The following is an 18,870-nucleotide window of genomic DNA, read 5'->3' as shown; positions in this document are numbered from 1 at the left end:
TCATGTCTGAACAGGTGTTCCGTTCCGGTTTCGTCTCCATCGTGGGGCGCCCGAACGTCGGCAAATCCACGCTGTTAAACCGCATCCTTGGTGAGAAGCTCATGATCACCTCGGACAAGCCGCAGACCACCCGCAATCAGGTCAAGGGAATCCACAACATCCCCGGCGGTCAGATCGTCTTCCTCGATACCCCCGGCATCCACCGCGCCAAGACCCGTCTCAACAAGTTCATGGTAGATGAGGCGCTCTCCTCGGTGCAGGGCGTCGACCTGATCCTCTTCCTCGTGGACGGCGCCGCCGACCCGGAAAAGGAGGCGGGGATGATCAAGGAGGTGCTCTCCGGCGTGGAGGCGCCCGTGATCCTCGTGATGAACAAGATCGACCTGGTCCCCAAGGGTGAGCTTTTGGAGCGCATGGGGATCTACGGCGACACCTACCCGTTCAAGGAGATCATCCCGGTTTCGGCGAGCACCGGCGACGGCGTAGAGCAGCTCGTGCAACTGGTGCATGGCCTGCTCCCCGAAGGGCCCTGCTACTTCCCGGACGACATCTTGACCGACGTGCCGGAGCGCTTCATCGTCGCCGAGATCATCAGGGAGAAGATCTTCCGGCTGACGCACGACGAGGTGCCGTACTCGGTCGCCGTCGTGGTGGACAGCTTCAAGGAGCGCGAAAACGGCGTCGTCGCCATCCAGGCGACCATCAACGTGGAACGCGACTCGCAGAAGGGGATCATCATCGGCCGCAGGGGGGACATGCTCAAGAAGATCGGCACCCAGTCGCGCCAGGAGATCGAACGCCTGCTCGATGCCAAGGTCTTTCTGGAGCTGTTCGTGCGGGTGAGCGGCGAGTGGAGCGACAACAGCCGCATGTTGAAGGAGTTCGGCTACGAGTCGTAGGCATGCCGGAGTCGGCTTCGGCTCCTCATGAGTAAAAGCTTGCATACCATTAGATCTCCTGATAGTATAACGACGTTTTTGAAAATGGTAAAGGCAACTCCAGTGCTGGTGGTATTTCCCGCATGATTTCTGCGACTTTTTTGTAGATAGCTGTTTTAAAATTTCGCGTATACATTAACATAGTTTTTTTTGACATAAGTCATGTCGGATAGTAAGGTTCTGCCCTATTTTCGCTAACCATACGAAAACACGCAAGGAGACGACACTATGGCACTTAGAAAGTATGCCGGCTACGCCTGGAACCTGATCAGTCTGGTCGGCATGATCCTCGCCGTCACCGCGACCAGCCTGATCATCGGCTTCCTCTCGTACGAGGGGATCACGGGCGTCGAGAAGCCTTACCTCGGTCTGATGACCTATTTCCTTTTCCCGGGCATGCTCATCGTGGGTCTGCTTTTGGTCCCGCTCGGCGCCTACATCGTGCGGGAGAAAAGGCGCAGGCACCCCGAAGAGAAGATCGAACCCTTCCCGAAGGTGGACTTCAACGACGCGCACAAGCGCCATCTGTTCATTTTCTTCGTCGTCGCCAGCATCGGTTTCGTCCTCATCGTCTCGGTCGCTTCGCTGAAGGGGTACGAGTTCACCGAGTCGACCACCTTCTGCGGCGAGCTCTGTCACAAGGTAATGGAGCCGGAGCACGTGGCCTGGGCCAACTCTCCGCACGCCAAGGTTAAATGCGTCGAGTGCCACGTCGGCCCCGGTGCCGCCTGGTACGTCAAGGCGAAGATCTCCGGCATGAGGCAGCTCTACGCGGTCGCCTTCCACACTTATCCTGAGACCATCCAGACTCCGATCGACAACCTCCGTCCGGCGCGCGACACCTGCGAGCACTGCCACTGGCCGGAGAAGTTCTACGCCGGGCGCCAGAAGGTGTTCTACCACTATGCGCCGAACGAGGAGAACACTCCCCGCGAGATCAACATGCTGATCAACATCGGCGGGACACCGAAGAGCCAGCACAACAAGGGGATCCACTGGCACATCGGTCAGGAGGTCCGCTACATCGCGACCGACCGTCAGCGCCTGAACATCCCGTACATCGCTGTCAAGGAGAAGGACGGCTCGATCACCGAGTATTTCGACATTGATAAGCCGCTCTCCAAGGCGGATGTCGCCAAGGCTGAAAAGCGTGTCATGGACTGCCTCGATTGCCACAACCGTCCGGCGCACATCTACCGCTCCCCGGGTGTGGAGATGGACGAGGCCTTGGCCGCCAAGCGCATCGACATCGCCCTGCCGTACCTGAAGAAGACCGCGGTCGAGATCCTCACCAGGCCGTACAAGAACAAGGAAGAGGCCAAGGCGACCATCGCCAAGGAACTGCCGGAATACTACGCGAAGAACTACCCGAACGTTTCCAAGGCCAAGGCCAAGGAGATCGCCCACGCGGTGACCGTGGTGCAGGACATCTACAACAGGAACTTCTTCCCGGCGATGAAGGTCAGCTGGAACACCTACCCGAACCACATCGGCCACTTCTACACTCCGGGTTGCTTCCGCTGCCACGATGGCAAGCACAAGACGGCAACCGGCAAGGTGATCTCCAAGGACTGCAACATGTGCCACACCGTCCTTAGCCAGAAGCAGGAGAATATCCTGGAGGGAAGCAAGCACAGTGAGTTCGTGCACCCGGTCGACATCGGCGACGAGCTCTTCAAGGCGAACTGCAGCGACTGCCACAGCGCAGGCGGGCAGGACGTCCCGGGCGGCGAGCAACACGCCAAGAAATAAGAGTTAAAAGGCCGCACCAGAAAGCCCCCGGAGTGATCCGGGGGCTTTCTTTTTACCAACAGCCGAAGCCCTCACCCTGCCCCTCGCCCGGAGGGAGAGGAAAAGTGGAGGTGCGCGGTTCGATTCAAGTTTTTCAAGATTAACGATCTTGTATCTTTGTCTTAACGGTGCTATACCTTACCCTGTTTTCAGGACCTTTGGGGGAGCAACCGATGTTGATGAAGTCTTCGGAAGTGGCCGCGCTGCTGCATCAGGACGAGAGCACGGTCATGAAGTGGATCAAGAGGGATAAACTGCCGGCCACCCTGGTGCGGGGCACGTACCAGATCAACCGGGTGGACCTGCTTGAGTGGGCGACCGAGCACGGTATCAAGGTGCCGCCGGAGCTGTTCGAGGCGGCGCAGGCCGATGTCGAGCTCCCCACGCTCAGCCAGGCGCTCGAGGCGGGTGGGGTGCACTGCGGCGTAGCCGGCGACGACAAGCTCTCCGTGCTGCGCAACATGGTGAACCTCCTGCCGCTTCCCCCGCAGATGGACCCGGAGTTTCTGCTCCAGGTGCTTCTGGCCCGCGAGGCCCTCGGCACCACCGCCATCGGCGACGGCATCGCCATCCCTCACGTCCGCAACCCTATTCTCCTGCAGAACAAGCCGCTGCCCGCCGTCACCCTTTGTTTCCTGGAAAAGCCCATCGACTTCGGCGCCCTCGACGGCCTCCCGGTGCGCATCCTCTTCCTTATCACCAGTCCCACGGTTAAGGTGCATCTGCACCTGCTTTCACGACTCGCTTACGCCCTGCACGACAAGGAATTCCGGGCCTCCCTGAACCTTGCCTGTGATCCCGCGGCCATCATGGAGGCGGCAAGGCGCTGCGAGCGCGGCAAAAGGAGCTGACCATGTTCCTCTCCGGCGAGCCTGCGACGTCCCTTGTACTGTTGTTGCTCGCCGGTGGCTGCCAGCTCGTCTCCGGTGTGCCGCTTCTTCTGCAGAAGGAGTCGCGTCCCGCCCAGAAGTTCGGCGTCGCCTTCATGGTGGCCGCTTCCCTGCTAGGCCTTGCCGGTGCCCTCTTCGCCCTCGTTCACCCCGTTACCGGCAGCTTTTTGCTCCCCTCAGGACTTCCCTTCGGCGACCTTGAGATCGGCGTCGATCCCCTTTCCGCCTTCTTCCTGCTTCCCGTCTATACCGTGATCGGCTGCAGCGCGGTTTACGGCGCCGCCTACTGGCCCGTCGACCGCCATCCGGCGCACGGCGGAAAGCTCGCCTTTTTCTTGGGGCTGCTCGGGGCGTCGCTCACCATGCTTTTCATCGCGAAGAGCATGATGCTCTTTCTCATGGCCTGGGAGGTGATGGCCTTCGCGGCCTACTTCGCCCTCACCGCCGAAGACGAGAAGGAGCAGGTGCGCGAGGCGGGAACGCTCTACCTGATCACGGCGCATCTCGGTGCGCTGGCGCTTTTCGCCACCTTCTCGCTGATCAACGCCGCGACCGGCGCATACCTTTTCCCGGCCGCAGGGACACTCCCCGCCGCGGGGGGCGTCGCCACCGGCATCTTCCTCACCGCCCTCGTCGGTTTCGGGATGAAGGCGGGCGTCATGCCGCTGCACATCTGGCTCCCCTCAGCCCACGCCAACGCGCCGAGCCACATCTCCGCGATCCTTTCCGGGCTGGTGCTGAAGACCGGCATCTACGGGATGATGCGCATCTTCTCAGGTTTCGCGGCACCGCCGGTCTGGTGGGGGGGGCTGGTCCTTCTCCTCGGCTGCGTCTCGGCCGTTGCCGGGGTCGTCTACGCCATCGGACAGCATGACCTGAAACGGCTCCTCGCCTACCACAGCATCGAGAATATCGGCATCATCATGATGGGGCTCGGGATCGCCCTTATCGGTGACAGCCAGGGGCGACCTGCGCTGGTGGCGCTCGGAGCGGGCGGGGCGCTCCTGCACGTGATGAACCACGCGCTTTTCAAGGCGCTGCTCTTCCTTTCCGCGGGATCGGTGATCCATGCCGTGCACACCCGCGAGATCGACCTCTTGGGTGGCGTCTCGCGGCGGCTTCCCTACACGGCGCTCTTTTTCCTGGTCGGGGCGGTGGCGATCTGCGGGCTCCCGCCTCTGAACGGTTTCGTGAGCGAGCTGATGGTCTATTTAGGCTCCTTCAGCGCCGTCGGGACCGCCGGCAGCGTCGCCGGGTTGCTTCCGGCGCTCGCCGCGCCGGTACTTGCGCTGGTAGGGGGGCTGGCGGTTGCCTGCTTCGTGAAGGTCTTCGGGGTGGTTTTCTTGGGGGCGCCGCGCTCGAGTGCGCATGACGGTGGGGAAGAAGCGGCGGGGGGGATGCTGGCGCCGATGTGGGTGCTTGCCTTGTGCTGCGCGCTGATCGGGCTCTTCCCCGGGCTTTTCGGGCATCTTCTGAATGAGGCGCTCGTTGAGTACAGGGGTGCGCTCGCCTCGCAGGGGATCTGGAATCTGGTCCCCTTCAACTGGATTTCTTTGCTCGGACTGGGGCTGATTCTATTGCTCGTCCTGCTCTGGGTCTTCTTTGCCAGGAGCGCCGCCAAGTTGCCGGTGCAGGTCGGCCCCACCTGGGGGGGCGGTTATCTGAGGCCATCGCCGAGAATACAATACACAGCCTCATCGTTCGGCTCCACGGTGGTGCGCTGGTTTTCCGTGATGCTCCGTCCAGAGGAGCATCGGGAAGAGGTGCAGGGGCTTTTCCCGGGGGCTTCCAGTCGAGCGACCCACGTCCCCGAGACCACGCTTGAGAAGATCTACCTTCCCTTCCTGGAGTATCTCTTCGAGAAGGCCGCGCCGGTGCGCAGGCTTCAGCACGGCAGGTTGAACATCTACATCTTCTATACCTTCCTCACGCTGGTGTTGCTGCTTGCGCTGACTTGATAAACCCGCCCCCGCCTGGTCGATAGCCCTTCGGTGGGCGTAGGCCCGGAGGGGGAGGGCAGGGGAGGGGGCTTTTGCCGTCAAGCTTCCCCCCTCCCGACCTCCCCCCTCCAGGGGGAGGAGTGCGGACGGGCTGTTGAACCTGGAACGTAGAACGCCTCACTGCCTTACGCCTTTTTAAACACCGGCATAACCTTGTTCAGCACGTAGAAGATGCAGAAGGGGACGATGGCGACGATGAGGGCGCCGAAGAGCCCTTCCTTCAGGGTCTCCATGCTGGTCGGCCAAATCGGCAGGACGTAGTGCATGAACCCGGAGAAGGACGATGAGAAAGCCTGCCCGCCGATGACGACGTTCCAGCGCATCATGAAGACCCCTAAAAGCACGAGCACCGTGCCGACCGTGGCGCGCCTTATGGTGAGCCCCGGAATCAGGAAGAGGAAGAAGGGGACCAGGTTCCCCAGCCCGTACTGGATCACGAAGATGTTCACGAAGTCCCGCTCGTAGATGACGCTCCGCAGGATGTCCCACGATTTGACCGCCGTGTACCCCCTGAAGATCAGGTCGAGAAGCTCCAGAGTGATCGCCGCCACCATGAACATGAGGAGGTAGCGCGAGGTCATGGCGACTACGTGCGCCTCGGCGCTCTTCAGCTCCTCCATGGAGGGGATCTCGGGATGGGCGAGGCGGCGCCTGAGCGAGAGCTGCTTCCTGATTTCCATGGTGAGGATGTAGGTGAGGATGCAAAGGGCGATACCGGAGACGACCGCGGAACATATGAAGATGACCGGCATGAGCGGCGTCATCCAGAGCGCGTTGGCCTTCACCGAGCCGAAGATGAAACCGGCGTAGCCGTGCAGGAAGCAGGCGACCGGGATGCCCGCCGCGGCGAGCTTTTTCACCGCCCGCTCGTCAGCCTCCAGCGCCTCGTGCGAGACGTCCCACGCACCGAGGGTGAGGACCGAGAAGAGGAGGCAGCGCAGCTTGTCCGCCGCGTCCGGCTGCGGCAGCGCCTTGAGCGAAAGCGCCGTCTCGACGAAGTGCTTGCGGTACACGAACCAGAGCTCCGAGGCGACGATCATGCCGTAGGTGCTGAAGACGATGCCGAAGGCGGCGATGGCCGAGGTGAAGTGCGGCGTCATCATCACCTCGATCCCCCTGAGCGGCTGCTGCAGGTGCATCAAAAGCGGCAGCATGGCGACGGGCAACAGCGCGAACGAAAAGACCAGCGAGAAGCGTGCGATGTCCTTCAACTGCTTCACCCCGAAGACGTGGTACAGCGAGGAGAGCACGAAGGCGCCCGCCACGAGGCCGGTCATGAAGGGGTACATGACGATCTGGATGGTCCAGTAGATGTACTCGTTGGGGTAGGTGAAAAACTCCTTTATGGTCCAGGCTTCTCCGTGCACCATGGCTATTTCACCTCCTTGGAGAGCCCCAGGTAGAACACCTGCGGCTTGGTTCCGTATTCTTCCTTAAGCACGTTCACCCGCTCGGTCATGATCACCTTGGTCACGGGGTCTTCCGGGTCCCTCAGGTTCCCCACGCGCCGGGCGCCGAAGGCGCAGCTGTCGACGCAAGCGGTCTGCATCCCCTTGGTGATGCGGTGGTAGCAGAAGTTGCACTTCTCGGCCACGTGGTAGACCGGGTGGAAAAAGCGCACCCCGTACGGGCACCCCATGATGCAGTAGCCGCAGCCGATGCACCACTTGCGGTCGACGAGCACCACGCCGTCCGCAGTCTGGTAGGTGGCCCCCACCGGGCAGACCTGCACGCAGGGCGGGTTGTCGCACTGGTTGCACAGCTTCGGCACGAAGAACGCCTTCTCGATCTCCTCGTCCCTGATCTCTTCCAACTTGCCGTGGCCGATGTCGATCCCCTTTTCCGGGAAGCCATCGCGCGCTCCCTTCGGGGAGTCGATGTGGGTCTTGCCGTCCTTGGTGACCACGTAGCGCTCGACCCAGGTGCGGGTCACGTTGGCGTCGTAAGGGACCTCGTTCTCCACCTTGCACCCCTTGACGCAGAAGCCGCAGCCGACGCACTTGCGGGTGTCCACCAGGAAGACCCAGCGGGGCCCCTTCTGGTCCTTCTCCGCGAGAAGTTTGCGCGGGTCGAAGAGTTCCAGCGCGGCGAGGGGAACGGCGAGGCCGCCGGCGATGAGCAGCGACTTTTTACAGAAGGATCGTCTGGTGATCATCTCTTGTGTCCCTCCTTCCTGGGGTCGTGCGGCCAGTGGCAGGTCACGCAGTCAAGCCCGACGTTGTGCGTCTTCGGATCGATCCCCTTCATGACGCCGCGGCTGCTGCCGGGGTAGGGGAGGCGGGTGTGACAGCGCGCGCAGAGTTCGCGGCTGCGGTCTATGGTCAGGGTGTGGGGATCGTCCGGGTGGTTCAGGGCTGGCCCGTGACAGTTCTCGCAGTTGATGTTGCGGTGCGGGGACTCCTTCATCTCGTCGTACTTGTCTCGGTGGCACTGCATGCAGTGCTGCGCGGTCTTGTACTTCACCGCCACCTCTTTCCACTGCTGCTCGTTCCCGGCGCGGTGCCAGCCGTACATGTACCCCCGTGCGCCGACGCCGAAGTCGGCCGGCACCAGGAGCTTGCGCGCCACCAGCACCAGGGCGATCACCAACAGCGCGACGAAAAGCGGTCGCCAAACGTGACTCTTCACGTCACCCTCCTTTTACTTGGTTGTTCAGGAAATTCCGGGGAATCACGTGGGTTCCCTGGGAGCAGTAACCGCTGGCACCACGTTCCCCCCTTCGCCAAGGCTACGGGGGGCAGGCTCCCCCTTTGCGAAGGGGGGCAGGGGGATTTGGTTATTCTCCGAGCCCCCCTCAGCTAGTGGTTCTGTGATCTAACAAGACAAATCCCCTCTGTCTCCCCTTCGCAAAGGGGAGGACGTGGGTTCACCTGCAGCGCTTCGGGGGCAGACTTTTCGGCCATCCCCGGAAGCGGCACTCCAGGACCCCGCGATGCACCCCTTTTTCTTCGTAATCTGTCCCGACAGTGGATGAAAAAAACTATGAATCTGGTATTTTGTATAACATCGTTCGGAATGGATGGACGTGTGGCCTTAATGATAACCCCAGTCGGCAGGAAAACAAGGAACTTGAGCCGTGCAGTTGTTTTATCGGCGCAGCTCAAAGATTAATAATCTTTTTTTGACAAATCGATATTCAGGGAGTATGTTGAGGTCCCTGTCACCCCTGTAAACAGCAGCGACACATGGTGCCGCGCCGCACAGGGCGCGGCGGCACCGGCAGCTTTGCTCCCCTTCCGCTTCGTGGTGAACGCCGCGGGAGGTTGAAACTCGATGGTCAGATTCGCGATCCGTTCCTGGTTCGAAAGGGTGGGTTATGTTGTTTTTTGACATGATGCGGGACCCGGCATTTCTGGTCCTTTGCGCAATAGTTTTAGCCGGCTGTTCCGGGCTGCCCGGTCTCTTTCTGAGACACGGAACACTGGGACAGCGGCTGGCCTCGGCAGCGGCCCTGACAAGCTCACTTCTCGCGCTGCCTTCCATTCTCTACCTGCTCATCGGCGGTGGAGAAGCAAGCTTCATCCTGAACTGGAACTTCCCCTTCGGCCCCTGCGAAGTCGCCCTCGACCCTCTCTCTCTATTCTTTCTGATCCCCATCTTCCTCATCTTCCCAGCAGGCTCTCTTTACGCCCTCGGTTACTGGCCCGCAACCTCCCATAATTCCGAAAAAAGCGTCACCTTTTTCTATGGTCTCCTCGCCTGTGCCATGGCCCTGGTGGTCGTGGCGAGAAACGGATTTTTCTTCATGATGGCGTGGGAGGTGATGGCGCTTTCCGGCTACTTCCTGCTCGTGGCCGAGCATGGCGAGAAAGAGGTGAGAACCGCCGGGATCGTGTACCTGGTGGCGAGCCACTTGGGGGGGGCGGCGCTGACGGCCCTTTTCGCATCGCTCTTCTGGATCACCGGGAGCTTCTCCTTTCCGGCGCCGCAGTCCCTGGCCGTCGCCGGCGGCGTCACCAGCACCCTTTTCCTCCTTGCCCTGGCCGGTTTCGGCTCCAAGGCGGGGATGATGCCGCTGCACCTGTGGCTCCCGTCGGCGCATGCCAATGCGCCGAGCCACGTTTCCGCGCTCCTCTCCGGGGTGATGCTCAAGGTCGGGATCTACGGGTTACTGCGTGTCATGTCCTTCGTGCCGGAGCGCCCGCTATGGTGGGGCGCACTCCTCACCGCCGTGGGGCTCACCTCGGCCCTTGCCGGGATCTGCGTCGCCTCTGCGCAAAAGGACATCAAGCGTCTGCTAGCCTACAGCAGCATCGAAAACCTCGGGATCATCACCACCGGCATCGGCCTCTTCCTCTTGGGGGAGGGGAGCGGCAACCCGCGCCTCGCCTTCCTGGGACTTGCCGCAGCGCTGTTCCATGTCCTGAACCACGCCATCTTCAAGCCGCTGCTCTTTTTCTGCGCCGGGAGCGTCATGCACGCCGCCGGGACCCGCGACCTCGATCGGATGGGGGGACTCGCGCGCCCTCTCCCCTTCACCGCTTTCTTCGCCCTGTGCGGTTCCATCGCCATCTGCGGTCTCCCTCCCTTCAACGGCTTCGCCTCCGAGATGCTCCTTTACCTCGGCTTCTTCGGGGAGGCCCGCTCCGCCGCCCCCTTTATCGCGCTCGGGGCGCCGCTCCTCGCCATGGTGGGGGGCGTTGCGGTGATCGCCTTCGTGAAACTGTATGGCATCGCCTTCCTGGGCGAGCCCCGCACCGAAGCCGCAGCGCACGGACACGAGGCGCCGGTCACCATGCTCGCCCCGATCGGCCTCCTCGCGGCCCTTGCCCTTCTGGGAGGGCTTTTCCCGCCGGTCTTCATGGCGCTGGTGCAGCCGGCGCTCAGGTCGCTCGCTCCCGACACCGGGCTCGTCTCGGCGCTCCCGGTCCCCCCGGTCTGGTTTGCCGTCGCGGGCGGAAGCGTGATCATCCTGGCGGCCGTCCTGTACCTCTTCCTGCAGGGGAGGGTGCAGGGACGCTCGGCATCGGGTCCCACCTGGGGATGCGGCTACTTGCGTCCCTCGCCGCGCATCCAGTACACCGGCAGCTCCTTCGGCGCCTTCTTCTCGTCCCTCTCCGGCGCCCTGATCCGGACCCGACTCCACGTCGACCCGGTGAGGGGACTTGCCCCGGCGGCGGCAAGGCTCAGTTACGCGCCGGAGGAGACCCTGCTGCATCGGGTGGTGCTCCCGTTCCTGAACATCGCGGGGGTCGCCTGCGCCTTCCTGAGAAGGTTGCAGCACGGCGAGGTGCAGATCTACATCCTCTACATCTTCGCGACGCTTATGCTGCTTCTTTTGTGGGTGCATTGAATTATGCGAGCATGATTGCGAACAGGAGTCGGACATGATCGACACAATCTTCCACATGGCGCTGGTGCTCGCCATGCCCCCGCTGCTTCTCGGGGTGATCGGCAAGACCAAGGCGGCCTTCGCGGGCCGGGTCGGCGCCCCTTTCCTGCAGCCCTACTACGACATGGGGCGGCTGATGCAAAAGGGGATCGTCCTCTCGGATAGCACGACCTGGGTCTTCCGCGCAGGGCCGGTGGTGACGCTGGCCGCGACCCTCTTCGCCTCGCTTCTGGTACCTCTCGGGCGACATGCCGCACCGATCTCCTTCGAGGGGGACATGATCCTCTTCGCCTATCTCTTCGCCCTGGGGCGCTTCTTCACCACGACCGCCGCGCTCGACACCGCCTCAAGCTTCGAGGGGATGGGGGCGGCCCGCGAGGTCACCTTCTCATGCCTCGCCGAGCCGACCCTCTTCTTCGCCCTCATCACGCTGACGCGGCTCTCGGGGACCATGAGCCTCACGCCCATGCTGCAGCACGTGACATTCCCGGTCTGGCTCGCCACCGGCGCCGCACTCATCCTGCTTTTGGCCGGGCTCTTCGTGGTGGTCCTGGCCGAAAACTGCCGCATCCCCTTCGACGACCCTAACACCCACTTGGAGCTCACCATGATCCACGAGGTGATGGTGCTCGACCACAGCGGCCCGTATTTCTGCTGCATCCTCTACGGCGCGGCCCTGAAGCTCTACCTCCTCGGCGCGCTCTTCGTGAACATCGCGCTCCCCTTTTCCTCGGGTAACGGCTATCTAGACTGGGGCATCTTCGCCTGCGGCATGCTGGGCCTTGCCGTCGCCATCGGCGTGGTCGAGTCGGTGATGGCGCGCCTGAGGCTGATCCGCGTGCCTCAGCTTCTGGTGGCAGCCCTGATCCTGACCGCGTTCTCCCTGGTCCTGGTAGTGAGGTGACGATATGAATTCCCTGGCCGACCAGCTTCTCGTACTTTGCCTCCTCATCAACTTCGCCGTCCTCGGCACGAGTCGCCTCGCCTTTTCGGTGCGAAGCGTCGCCGTGCAGGGGGTGCTTCTCGGCGTCCTACCGGCGCTCGTGCACCCCTTCTCCTGGCACCTGGCCTTCATCGTGGTGAGCATCATCCTCGTCAAGGGGGCTCTGATCCCGACCCTCATCATCCGGGCCATCAAGAAGGCGGAGATCGAGCGGGAATTCTCCCCCTTCATCGGCTACATCCCGTCCCTGGTCCTGGGAGCGCTCTTCACCTCGCTCGCCTTCATCTTCGCGGCGAAGCTTCCGCTCGCCCCCGAGCACGAGGGGCTCCTCGTGGTACCCGCCGCCGCGGCGACCCTCATGAGCGGCTTCCTGGTACTCATGGGACGGCGCAAGGCGATCTCCCAGGTGCTGGGGTACCTCCTCATGGAGAACGGGATCTTCCTGTTCGGCCTGCTCCTCGCCGACGCCATGCCGGTCATGGTGGAGGCGGGGGCGCTACTCGACCTCCTGGTCGGCATCTTCGTCATGGGGATCGTCATCAATCACATCAGCCGCGAGTTCTCGAGCATCGACACCTCGAGACTATCAGCGCTGAGGGAGGAATAACTGCATGCTGTGGGCCCTGGTTCTTCTCCCGCTTTTTGGTGCCGCGCTTACCTGGCTCGTCCCGGACAACCGCCGGCGCGCCTGGGTGCTCCCGGTGGTTTCGCTAGTACACCTGGCCATCACCGTGGCGCTCATCGCCGAGGCTCCCGCGGCGTCCCCCGGGGGGTGGATCCTGCTCGACGCGCTCGGCAAGCTGGTGCTCGCGGGCAACTCAGTCCTCTTCACGGTCTGCTCGCTCTACGCCGTCGGCTACCTCGCCTACCGCCTGAAGCGCCCGAACCGGGTCCTGTGCGCCTCGCTTCTCGTCTGCCTCTCGGCCATGTCACTCGTCGCCATTTCGCATCACCTGGGGCTCCTCTGGATCGCCCTCGAGGCGACCACCCTCACCATGGCCCCCCTCATATACTTCAACCACAACGCCCGCTCCATCGAGGCGACCTGGAAATACCTCCTCATCTGCTCGGTGGGGATCGCCATCGCCCTTTTGGGGCTCTTCTTCCTTGCCTACTCCACCATCGTCGCAAAGCAGGAGGTCTCCCTGCTGCTGCCGACCCTGATCGCCAACGCCGCCGCGCTCCACCCTGGGTGGCGCCACGCCGCCTTCATCTTCCTCCTGGTCGGCTTCGGCTCAAAGATGGGACTGGCGCCCTTGCACACCTGGAAGCCGGACGCCTACGGCGAGGCGCCGGGTCTCGTGGGGGCTCTCCTCGCGGGGGGGCTCGTGAACTGCGCGCTCCTCGCCCTCTTGCGGGTGTACCAGATCGCGGTTGCCTCCACGGAAGGGGCGCTCTTCCAGGAGGTGCTCCTCGTCATGGGGCTTATCTCCATGGCCTTCGCCGCCGTCTTCATGGCGCGCCAGAGCGACTTCAAGAGGATGCTTGCTTATTCGAGCGTGGAGCACGTCGGCATCATCACCGTGGCGCTCGGCCTCGGCAAGGGGGCGCTCTTCGCCGGGCTTTTGCACATGATCAACAACTCCCTCACCAAGGGGGTGCTCTTTCTTTCCTGCGGCAACATCCACCGCGCCTACAACTCGAAGAGCACCCAGTTCGTGCGCGGCGCCATCCGGCGCACCCCCTGGTCCGGTGCGCTCTTCATGGCGGCCTTTCTTGCCATCACCGGCTCACCACCCTTCGCCCCCTTCGTGAGCGAGTTCCTCATCGTCTCCTCCGCCTTCGGGCAGGGAAACCACGTGACCGGCGGGCTCTTCCTGCTGTTCCTGGCCCTCATCTTCATCGGCATGGCCTCGACCGTGCTCCCGGTGGTCCTTGGCGAGGTCCCCAAAGACCTGGAGCGCACCCGTTATCGCGACGCATTCCCGACCGTGTTCCCGCCGCTTATCCTGATGGGAATCGTGCTGGTTCTGGGGGTATGGATACCCGAGCCGCTGCGGGTGCTCTTGCATGACGCCGCCGCACTTTTGGGAGGTGAGGCATGACCCCTTCCATGGTCTTCACGCAAAACGGCGGCACCCTTTCCCTGCGCGAGATCCCGCAGCACGCCCCGGATCGTTTCGCCCAGGCGCTGTTCTCGGCTCTTTCCGGCGGCTGGCGCGTGGTCTCCTACTTCGGGGTGCAGGCCGACGACGGGGTGAGGCTTTACTGCCTCCTCTCCTTCAAGAGCCACGCGACCATAGGTGTCATGAGCACACTGGTCACGGGTAAGTCTTTCTACTCCCTGACCGACGAGGCGCCGCAGCTCCATCTCTTCGAGCGTGAGATAGCGGAGCAGTTCTCGCTGAGCCTCGAGGGGCATCCCTGGCCTAAACCGGTCCGTTTCGCACCGGCGCTAGGCTCGCTCCCCGGGGTTACGCCGCACCGCCCGCCTACCATCGGCATCATGGACTTCTACCGCGTCGAGGGGGACGAGGTGCACGAGGTGGCGGTCGGTCCGGTGCATGCCGGCATCATCGAGCCGGGGCACTTCCGCTTCCAGTGCTTCGGCGAGGAGGTGATGCACCTGGAGGTCTCGCTAGGCTACCAGCACCGCGGCGTCGAGCGTATGATGCAGGGGCGCCCGGGCGAGCGGATGAGAAAGCTCGCCGAGACCATGGCCGGGGACACCACCATCGGCCACGGCACCGCCTACGCCATGATCGTCGAGGCGCTCACCTCGACGGCGCCTCCCGCCCGCGCCCAGGCCGTGCGCGGCATCGCCCTTGAACTGGAGCGCCTGGCGAACCACACCGGGGACCTGGGCGCAATCTCCGGCGACGTCGGCTATCTCCCCACCGCCTCTTTTTGCGGCAGGATCCGTGGCGACTTCCTCAACATGACCGCAGGCATCTGCGGCAGCCGCTTCGGGCGTGACCTGGTGGTGCCCGGCGGCGTCGCCTTCGATCTCTCCGCCGATGGGGCGAGCCAGCTTGCGGACCGGATCAGGACCGCCCGGGACGAGGTGACCAACGCCATCGATCTCCTCTGGGATACCCCGTCCGTGCTGGCAAGGCTCGAGGGGACCGGTGTCGTTAGCGAACAGACCGCCCTGGAGCTCGGACTCGTGGGGCCCGCGGCCCGCGCGAGCGGGTTGAACCGCGACATCCGGCGCGACCACCCCTTCGGCATCTACAGCATGAGCCAGATACCGGTGGAGACCGGCAAGACCGGCGACGTCTACGCCCGCACCATGGTGCGCTGGCTGGAGATGGAGAAGTCGCTCGATTTCATCGAGGAACAGCTCGCCCAGCTGCCCGGTGGGGCGACGCGGCGCGCGGTGGGGGAGGTTTCCGCGGAATGTCTCGCCGTCGCCCTCACCGAGGGGTGGCGCGGCGAGGTGTGTCACGTGGCGCTGACCGACGCGCGCGGGGCATTTTCCCGCTACAAGGTGACCGACCCCTCCTTCCACAACTGGAGCGGGCTCGCCATGGCGCTGAGAGGCGGGCAGATCTCGGACTTCCCGCTTTGCAACAAGAGCTTCAACCTCTCCTACTGCGGGGTCGACCTGTAGGGGATCGACAGGAGTCGTATCATGATCAAGGCCGTACTCGCCCGCATCAAGCAGGGGCACCGCACCATGGCGTACCCGAAAAAGCCGCTGCCGCTTCCCGAACGCTTTCGTGGGTACCCGGAGCTCAAGGGCTCGCTCTGTCCCGCCGACTGCCGCCTCTGCGCCGACGCCTGCCCGGTCGGGGCGATAGGATGCGACAAGGGGTTAAGCGTCGACCTCGGCAAGTGCCTTTTCTGCGCCGAGTGCTCCGCCGCCTGCCCGCACGGCGCCATCTCCTATTCGGGCGACCACAGCCTTGCGGCGAACCGGCGTGAGGACCTCGTCATCCGGGAGGGGGAGGAGCGGCGCCTGGCCCGCGCGCTCGACAAGAAGATGCTCTCCATCTTCGGCAGATCGCTCAAGTTCCGCTCCGTCGTAGCCGGCGGGTGCGGCGCCTGCGAGGCGGACAGTAACGTCCTCTCCACCATCGGCTGGGACCTCGGCCGCTTTGGCCTGCAGTTCGTGGCGAGCCCGCGCCATGCCGACGCCCTCTGGGTCACCGGGCCGGTCACCGAAAACATGCGCGAGGCGCTCCTGCTCACCTACCAGGCGATCCCGGCCCCGAAGCTCGTCATCGCCTGCGGCGCCTGCGCCATCAACGGCGGCCCCTTCATCGGCTCTTCCGAGGTCCACGACGGCGTGGACGGTCTCATCCCGGTGGACCTCTACATCCCTGGGTGCCCGCCGCACCCGCTCACCATTCTGGACGGCCTGCTGCGCCTTCTGGACCGGTTAGAGTGAGGTATACGGGTTCTTTACTTTTTTGCTGGCGTATCCTTTCCGTTTAATGTATTCAGTGGGAGGAAATGAGGCTTTGAGGCTGCCGTCGGCGCAGGCACAGACCGGCAAAAGTGGAGCCCATGCAAGAAAACATTCAGCAGCAAAAAGTGCATAAGAGCCGCGCCTGCAGCGCCAGACTGGTGCTAACCGTTATTGCCGCCTTCGTGTTCGGCGCGGCCGTTAGCGGCACCATCGTCTGGCTCTACGAGGAGAACCGCGTGCAGAGTCGGCGCCAGGCGGCCGGCGACCTCACCGCCCAGGTGGCGCACGGCATCCGGGACAACCTGAACCGCGCCCTTTCCTCGACCTACGCCCTCGCCGCGCTCATCCGGCAGGGTGACGGCGAAATCTCCAATTTCCCCCAAATAGCTCGGGAAATGCTCGAGCTCTATCCAGGTACCAGCGCCCTCCAGCTTGCCCCCCGTGGGATCATCAGCCAGGTCGTCCCCCTCACCGGCAACGAAAAAGCCATCGGTCACAACCTGCTTGCCGACAACCGGCGTAACAAGGAGGCGCTTCTTGCCTTGCGCACCAAGAAGCTCACCCTCGCAGGCCCCTTCGACCTGATCCAGGGAGGAGGCAAGGCCGTCGTAGGCAGGCTTCCCGTTTTTCTTAAGGAAGAGGGGGGGGAGCGTTTCTGGGGCTTTACCGTCGCCATGCTGCGCCTGCAGGATTTCCTGCACAGCTCGAACCTGACCGTGCTGGGTAAGGAGTACAACTACCAGATCTCACGCATTAACCCGGAGACGGGGAAGAAGGAGGTCTTCTGGTCGGTGGGTAGCCCTCTGCGCGACCCGGTAAGCCAGGAGGTCGTCGTCCCCAACGGCGCCTGGACCGTCTCGGTCGAGCCGGTGCAGGGGTGGCACCTGGCCGGTTTCGTCGCCCTCGAGCTGCTCCTGATCCTGTTCCTCAGCTCCCTCAGCGCGCTCCTCGCCTGGTGGTTCCTGCGCCAACCCATCCTTTTGCAGCAGATGGTGGAAGAGAAGACCCGGGAGCTCTCGGAGTCCAACGCGCTGCTTCAGGTCGAGGTGGCGGAGCGCAAGCACGCCGAGGAGGCCCTCAAGTCCTCGCAGGAGAAATTTCGTTCCATCTTCGCCTCCCTGACCGATGTCATCCTGGTCCTGGACGCAGAAGGACGCTACCTCGAGATCGCTCCCACCGGGACGAACACGCTTTACCTCCCCCCCGCGGAACTGCTGGGCAAGCGCCTGCACGAGGTCTTCCCGAAGGAGCAGGCCGACTTCTTCCTGTCTGCGATTCACGAGGCACAGGAGACGGGGCGCACCGTACTGGTCGAATACCAGCTCAACATAGACGGGAAAGAGGTCTGGTTCGCCGGGAGCGTCGCCCCCATGGCACGGGAGCGGGTGGTCTGGTCCGCGCACGACATCACGGAGCGCAAAAACTCCGAGGAAGAGCGTCTTAAACTCGAAAAGCAGATGCTGCACACCCAGAAGCTGGAGAGCCTGGGGGTGCTGGCCGGTGGGATCGCCCACGATTTCAACAACATCCTCACCGCCATCGTCGGTAATGCCGATCTCGCCCTGATGCGTCTCTCCCCCGAGTCACCGGCGGTGGAAAATCTGCGCAGCATAGAGACCGCGGCGTCGCGGGCCGCCGATCTGGCGCGCCAGATGCTCGCCTATTCCGGCAAGGGGCGCTTCGTCACCGAGGAACTCGACCTGAACCGGCTGGTGGAGGAGATGGGGCACATGTTGAGCGTCTCCATCTCGAAGAAGGCGGCGCTGCGCTACCACCTGCAACACCCGCTTCCCGCGGTGACCGTCGATGCGACCCAGATCCGTCAGGTGGTGATGAACCTCGTGATCAACTCCTCCGAGGCGATCGGCGATCGAAACGGGGTGATCTCGTTGTCGACCGGCTGCATCGAGGTGACCCCGGAATACCTGAAGGGGGGGTGGCTTTCCGACCCGGTTCCGCCCGGGCGCTATGTCTACCTGGAGGTCGCCGACACCGGCTGCGGCATGGACCGGGATACCATCGGCAAGATCTTCGAGCCCTTTTTCACCACCAAGTTCACCGGACGGGGACTCGGCATGGCCGCGGTCCTCGGCATCGTGCGCGGGCATAGCGGGGCGATCCGGGTCTACAGCGAGCCGGGGGAGGGGAGCACCTTCAAGGTGATGTTTCCTGCCGGAGACAGACCGGCCGCCACCAGCAACCATCGGGATGGTGACTCCGTGCCGTGGAAGGGGAGCGGGACCGTGCTCCTCATCGACGACGAGGAGACCATCCGCTCCCTGGCAAGCGAGATGTTGCATGAGCTTGGGTTCCATGTGTTGGCCGCGGCGGACGGGTTGCAGGGGGTGGAGCTTTTCAAAAGCCGCGACGACATCAGCTTCGTGCTGCTCGACCTGACCATGCCGCAGATGGACGGGGAGCAGTGCTTCCGGGAACTGCGCCGCATCGATCCAGGGGTAAAGGTGATCATCTCCAGCGGCTTCACCGAACACGAGGTGACCCACAAGTTCCTGGGCAAAGGGATCGCAGGTTTCATCCAGAAACCGTACAAGCTTTCCGCGCTGCGCGAGGCGTTCAAGGGGCTCTGCAAAGAGTAGCCCTTGTCAACGTCCCCTTCTTTGA

The 18,870-nt window shown here is 63.3% G+C and carries 14 protein-coding genes; 11 read left to right on the top strand and 3 right to left on the bottom strand.

The window, feature by feature from the left end:
* The first annotated feature begins 2 nt into the window (after nt 1-2).
* The 4 genes from era to E8L22_RS09540 all read left to right on the top strand — a co-directional run bounded on the left by era (nt 3) and on the right by E8L22_RS09540 (nt 5,577).
* Nucleotides 3-899 carry a GTPase Era gene (gene era / locus E8L22_RS09555; RefSeq protein ID WP_136524972.1) on the top strand — a complete coding sequence of 299 codons (897 nt, stop codon included), beginning with the start codon at nt 3-5 and terminating at the stop codon, nt 897-899.
* A gap of 267 nt (nt 900-1,166) precedes the next feature.
* Entirely contained in the window at nt 1,167-2,690 is a 1,524-nt protein-coding gene (locus E8L22_RS09550; RefSeq protein WP_136524971.1) for a NapC/NirT family cytochrome c, read from the top strand.
* A 212-nt stretch (nt 2,691-2,902) separates the two neighbouring features.
* On the top strand, nt 2,903-3,580 hold the full coding sequence (locus E8L22_RS09545) for a PTS sugar transporter subunit IIA (protein ID WP_129126781.1): 678 nt from the start codon (nt 2,903-2,905) through the stop codon (nt 3,578-3,580).
* Nucleotides 3,581-3,582: 2 nt separating this feature from the next.
* Nucleotides 3,583-5,577 carry a proton-conducting transporter transmembrane domain-containing protein gene (locus tag E8L22_RS09540; RefSeq protein WP_136524970.1) on the top strand — a complete coding sequence of 665 codons (1,995 nt, stop codon included), beginning with the start codon at nt 3,583-3,585 and terminating at the stop codon, nt 5,575-5,577.
* A gap of 167 nt (nt 5,578-5,744) precedes the next feature.
* On the opposite strand, the gene nrfD is transcribed toward E8L22_RS09540, so the two are convergent.
* The 3 genes from nrfD to E8L22_RS09525 are packed head-to-tail and all read right to left on the bottom strand — an operon-like array spanning nt 5,745 to nt 8,247.
* A complete protein-coding gene (gene nrfD, locus E8L22_RS09535) occupies nt 5,745-6,989 on the bottom strand; it encodes an NrfD/PsrC family molybdoenzyme membrane anchor subunit (RefSeq protein ID WP_136524969.1) in 1,245 nt (414 codons plus the stop codon).
* Between the two features lie 2 nt (nt 6,990-6,991).
* A complete protein-coding gene (locus tag E8L22_RS09530; RefSeq protein WP_162604815.1) occupies nt 6,992-7,774 on the bottom strand; it encodes a 4Fe-4S dicluster domain-containing protein in 783 nt (260 codons plus the stop codon).
* Nucleotides 7,771-8,247 carry a multiheme c-type cytochrome gene (locus E8L22_RS09525; RefSeq protein ID WP_136524968.1) on the bottom strand — a complete coding sequence of 159 codons (477 nt, stop codon included), beginning with the start codon at nt 8,245-8,247 and terminating at the stop codon, nt 7,771-7,773. The genes E8L22_RS09530 and E8L22_RS09525 overlap by 4 nt, the downstream gene beginning before the upstream one ends.
* A gap of 688 nt (nt 8,248-8,935) precedes the next feature.
* Between E8L22_RS09525 and E8L22_RS09520 the strand changes: the two genes are divergently transcribed.
* The 7 genes from E8L22_RS09520 (at nt 8,936) to E8L22_RS09490 (ending at nt 18,845) form a co-directional block, all read left to right on the top strand.
* On the top strand, nt 8,936-10,912 hold the full coding sequence (locus tag E8L22_RS09520) for a proton-conducting transporter transmembrane domain-containing protein (protein WP_246044604.1): 1,977 nt from the start codon (nt 8,936-8,938) through the stop codon (nt 10,910-10,912).
* A gap of 34 nt (nt 10,913-10,946) precedes the next feature.
* Complete coding sequence (locus tag E8L22_RS09515) at nt 10,947-11,855, top strand: respiratory chain complex I subunit 1 family protein (protein WP_136524967.1); 909 nt, start codon at nt 10,947-10,949, stop codon at nt 11,853-11,855.
* Nucleotides 11,856-11,859: 4 nt separating this feature from the next.
* Complete coding sequence (locus tag E8L22_RS09510; protein WP_136524966.1) at nt 11,860-12,501, top strand: hydrogenase; 642 nt, start codon at nt 11,860-11,862, stop codon at nt 12,499-12,501.
* A gap of 4 nt (nt 12,502-12,505) precedes the next feature.
* Nucleotides 12,506-13,939, top strand: coding sequence for a proton-conducting transporter transmembrane domain-containing protein (locus tag E8L22_RS09505; protein WP_136524965.1), 1,434 nt, complete (start codon nt 12,506-12,508; stop codon nt 13,937-13,939).
* The gene (locus E8L22_RS09500; RefSeq protein WP_136524964.1) at nt 13,936-15,447 is read left to right on the top strand and encodes a hydrogenase large subunit; all 1,512 of its coding nucleotides are present in this window, start codon (nt 13,936-13,938) and stop codon (nt 15,445-15,447) included. The genes E8L22_RS09505 and E8L22_RS09500 overlap by 4 nt, the downstream gene beginning before the upstream one ends.
* 21 nt (nt 15,448-15,468) lie before the next feature.
* Nucleotides 15,469-16,227 carry an NADH-quinone oxidoreductase subunit B family protein gene (locus tag E8L22_RS09495; protein WP_135870681.1) on the top strand — a complete coding sequence of 253 codons (759 nt, stop codon included), beginning with the start codon at nt 15,469-15,471 and terminating at the stop codon, nt 16,225-16,227.
* A gap of 119 nt (nt 16,228-16,346) precedes the next feature.
* The gene (locus E8L22_RS09490; protein ID WP_136524963.1) at nt 16,347-18,845 is read left to right on the top strand and encodes a response regulator; all 2,499 of its coding nucleotides are present in this window, start codon (nt 16,347-16,349) and stop codon (nt 18,843-18,845) included.
* The last annotated feature ends 25 nt before the right edge of the window (nt 18,846-18,870 follow it).

Source organism: Geomonas ferrireducens, assembly GCF_004917065.1.
In the GTDB taxonomy this organism is placed as follows: domain Bacteria; phylum Desulfobacterota; class Desulfuromonadia; order Geobacterales; family Geobacteraceae; genus Geomonas; species Geomonas ferrireducens.
This window is presented reverse-complemented; position numbering and strand designations above follow the sequence as displayed.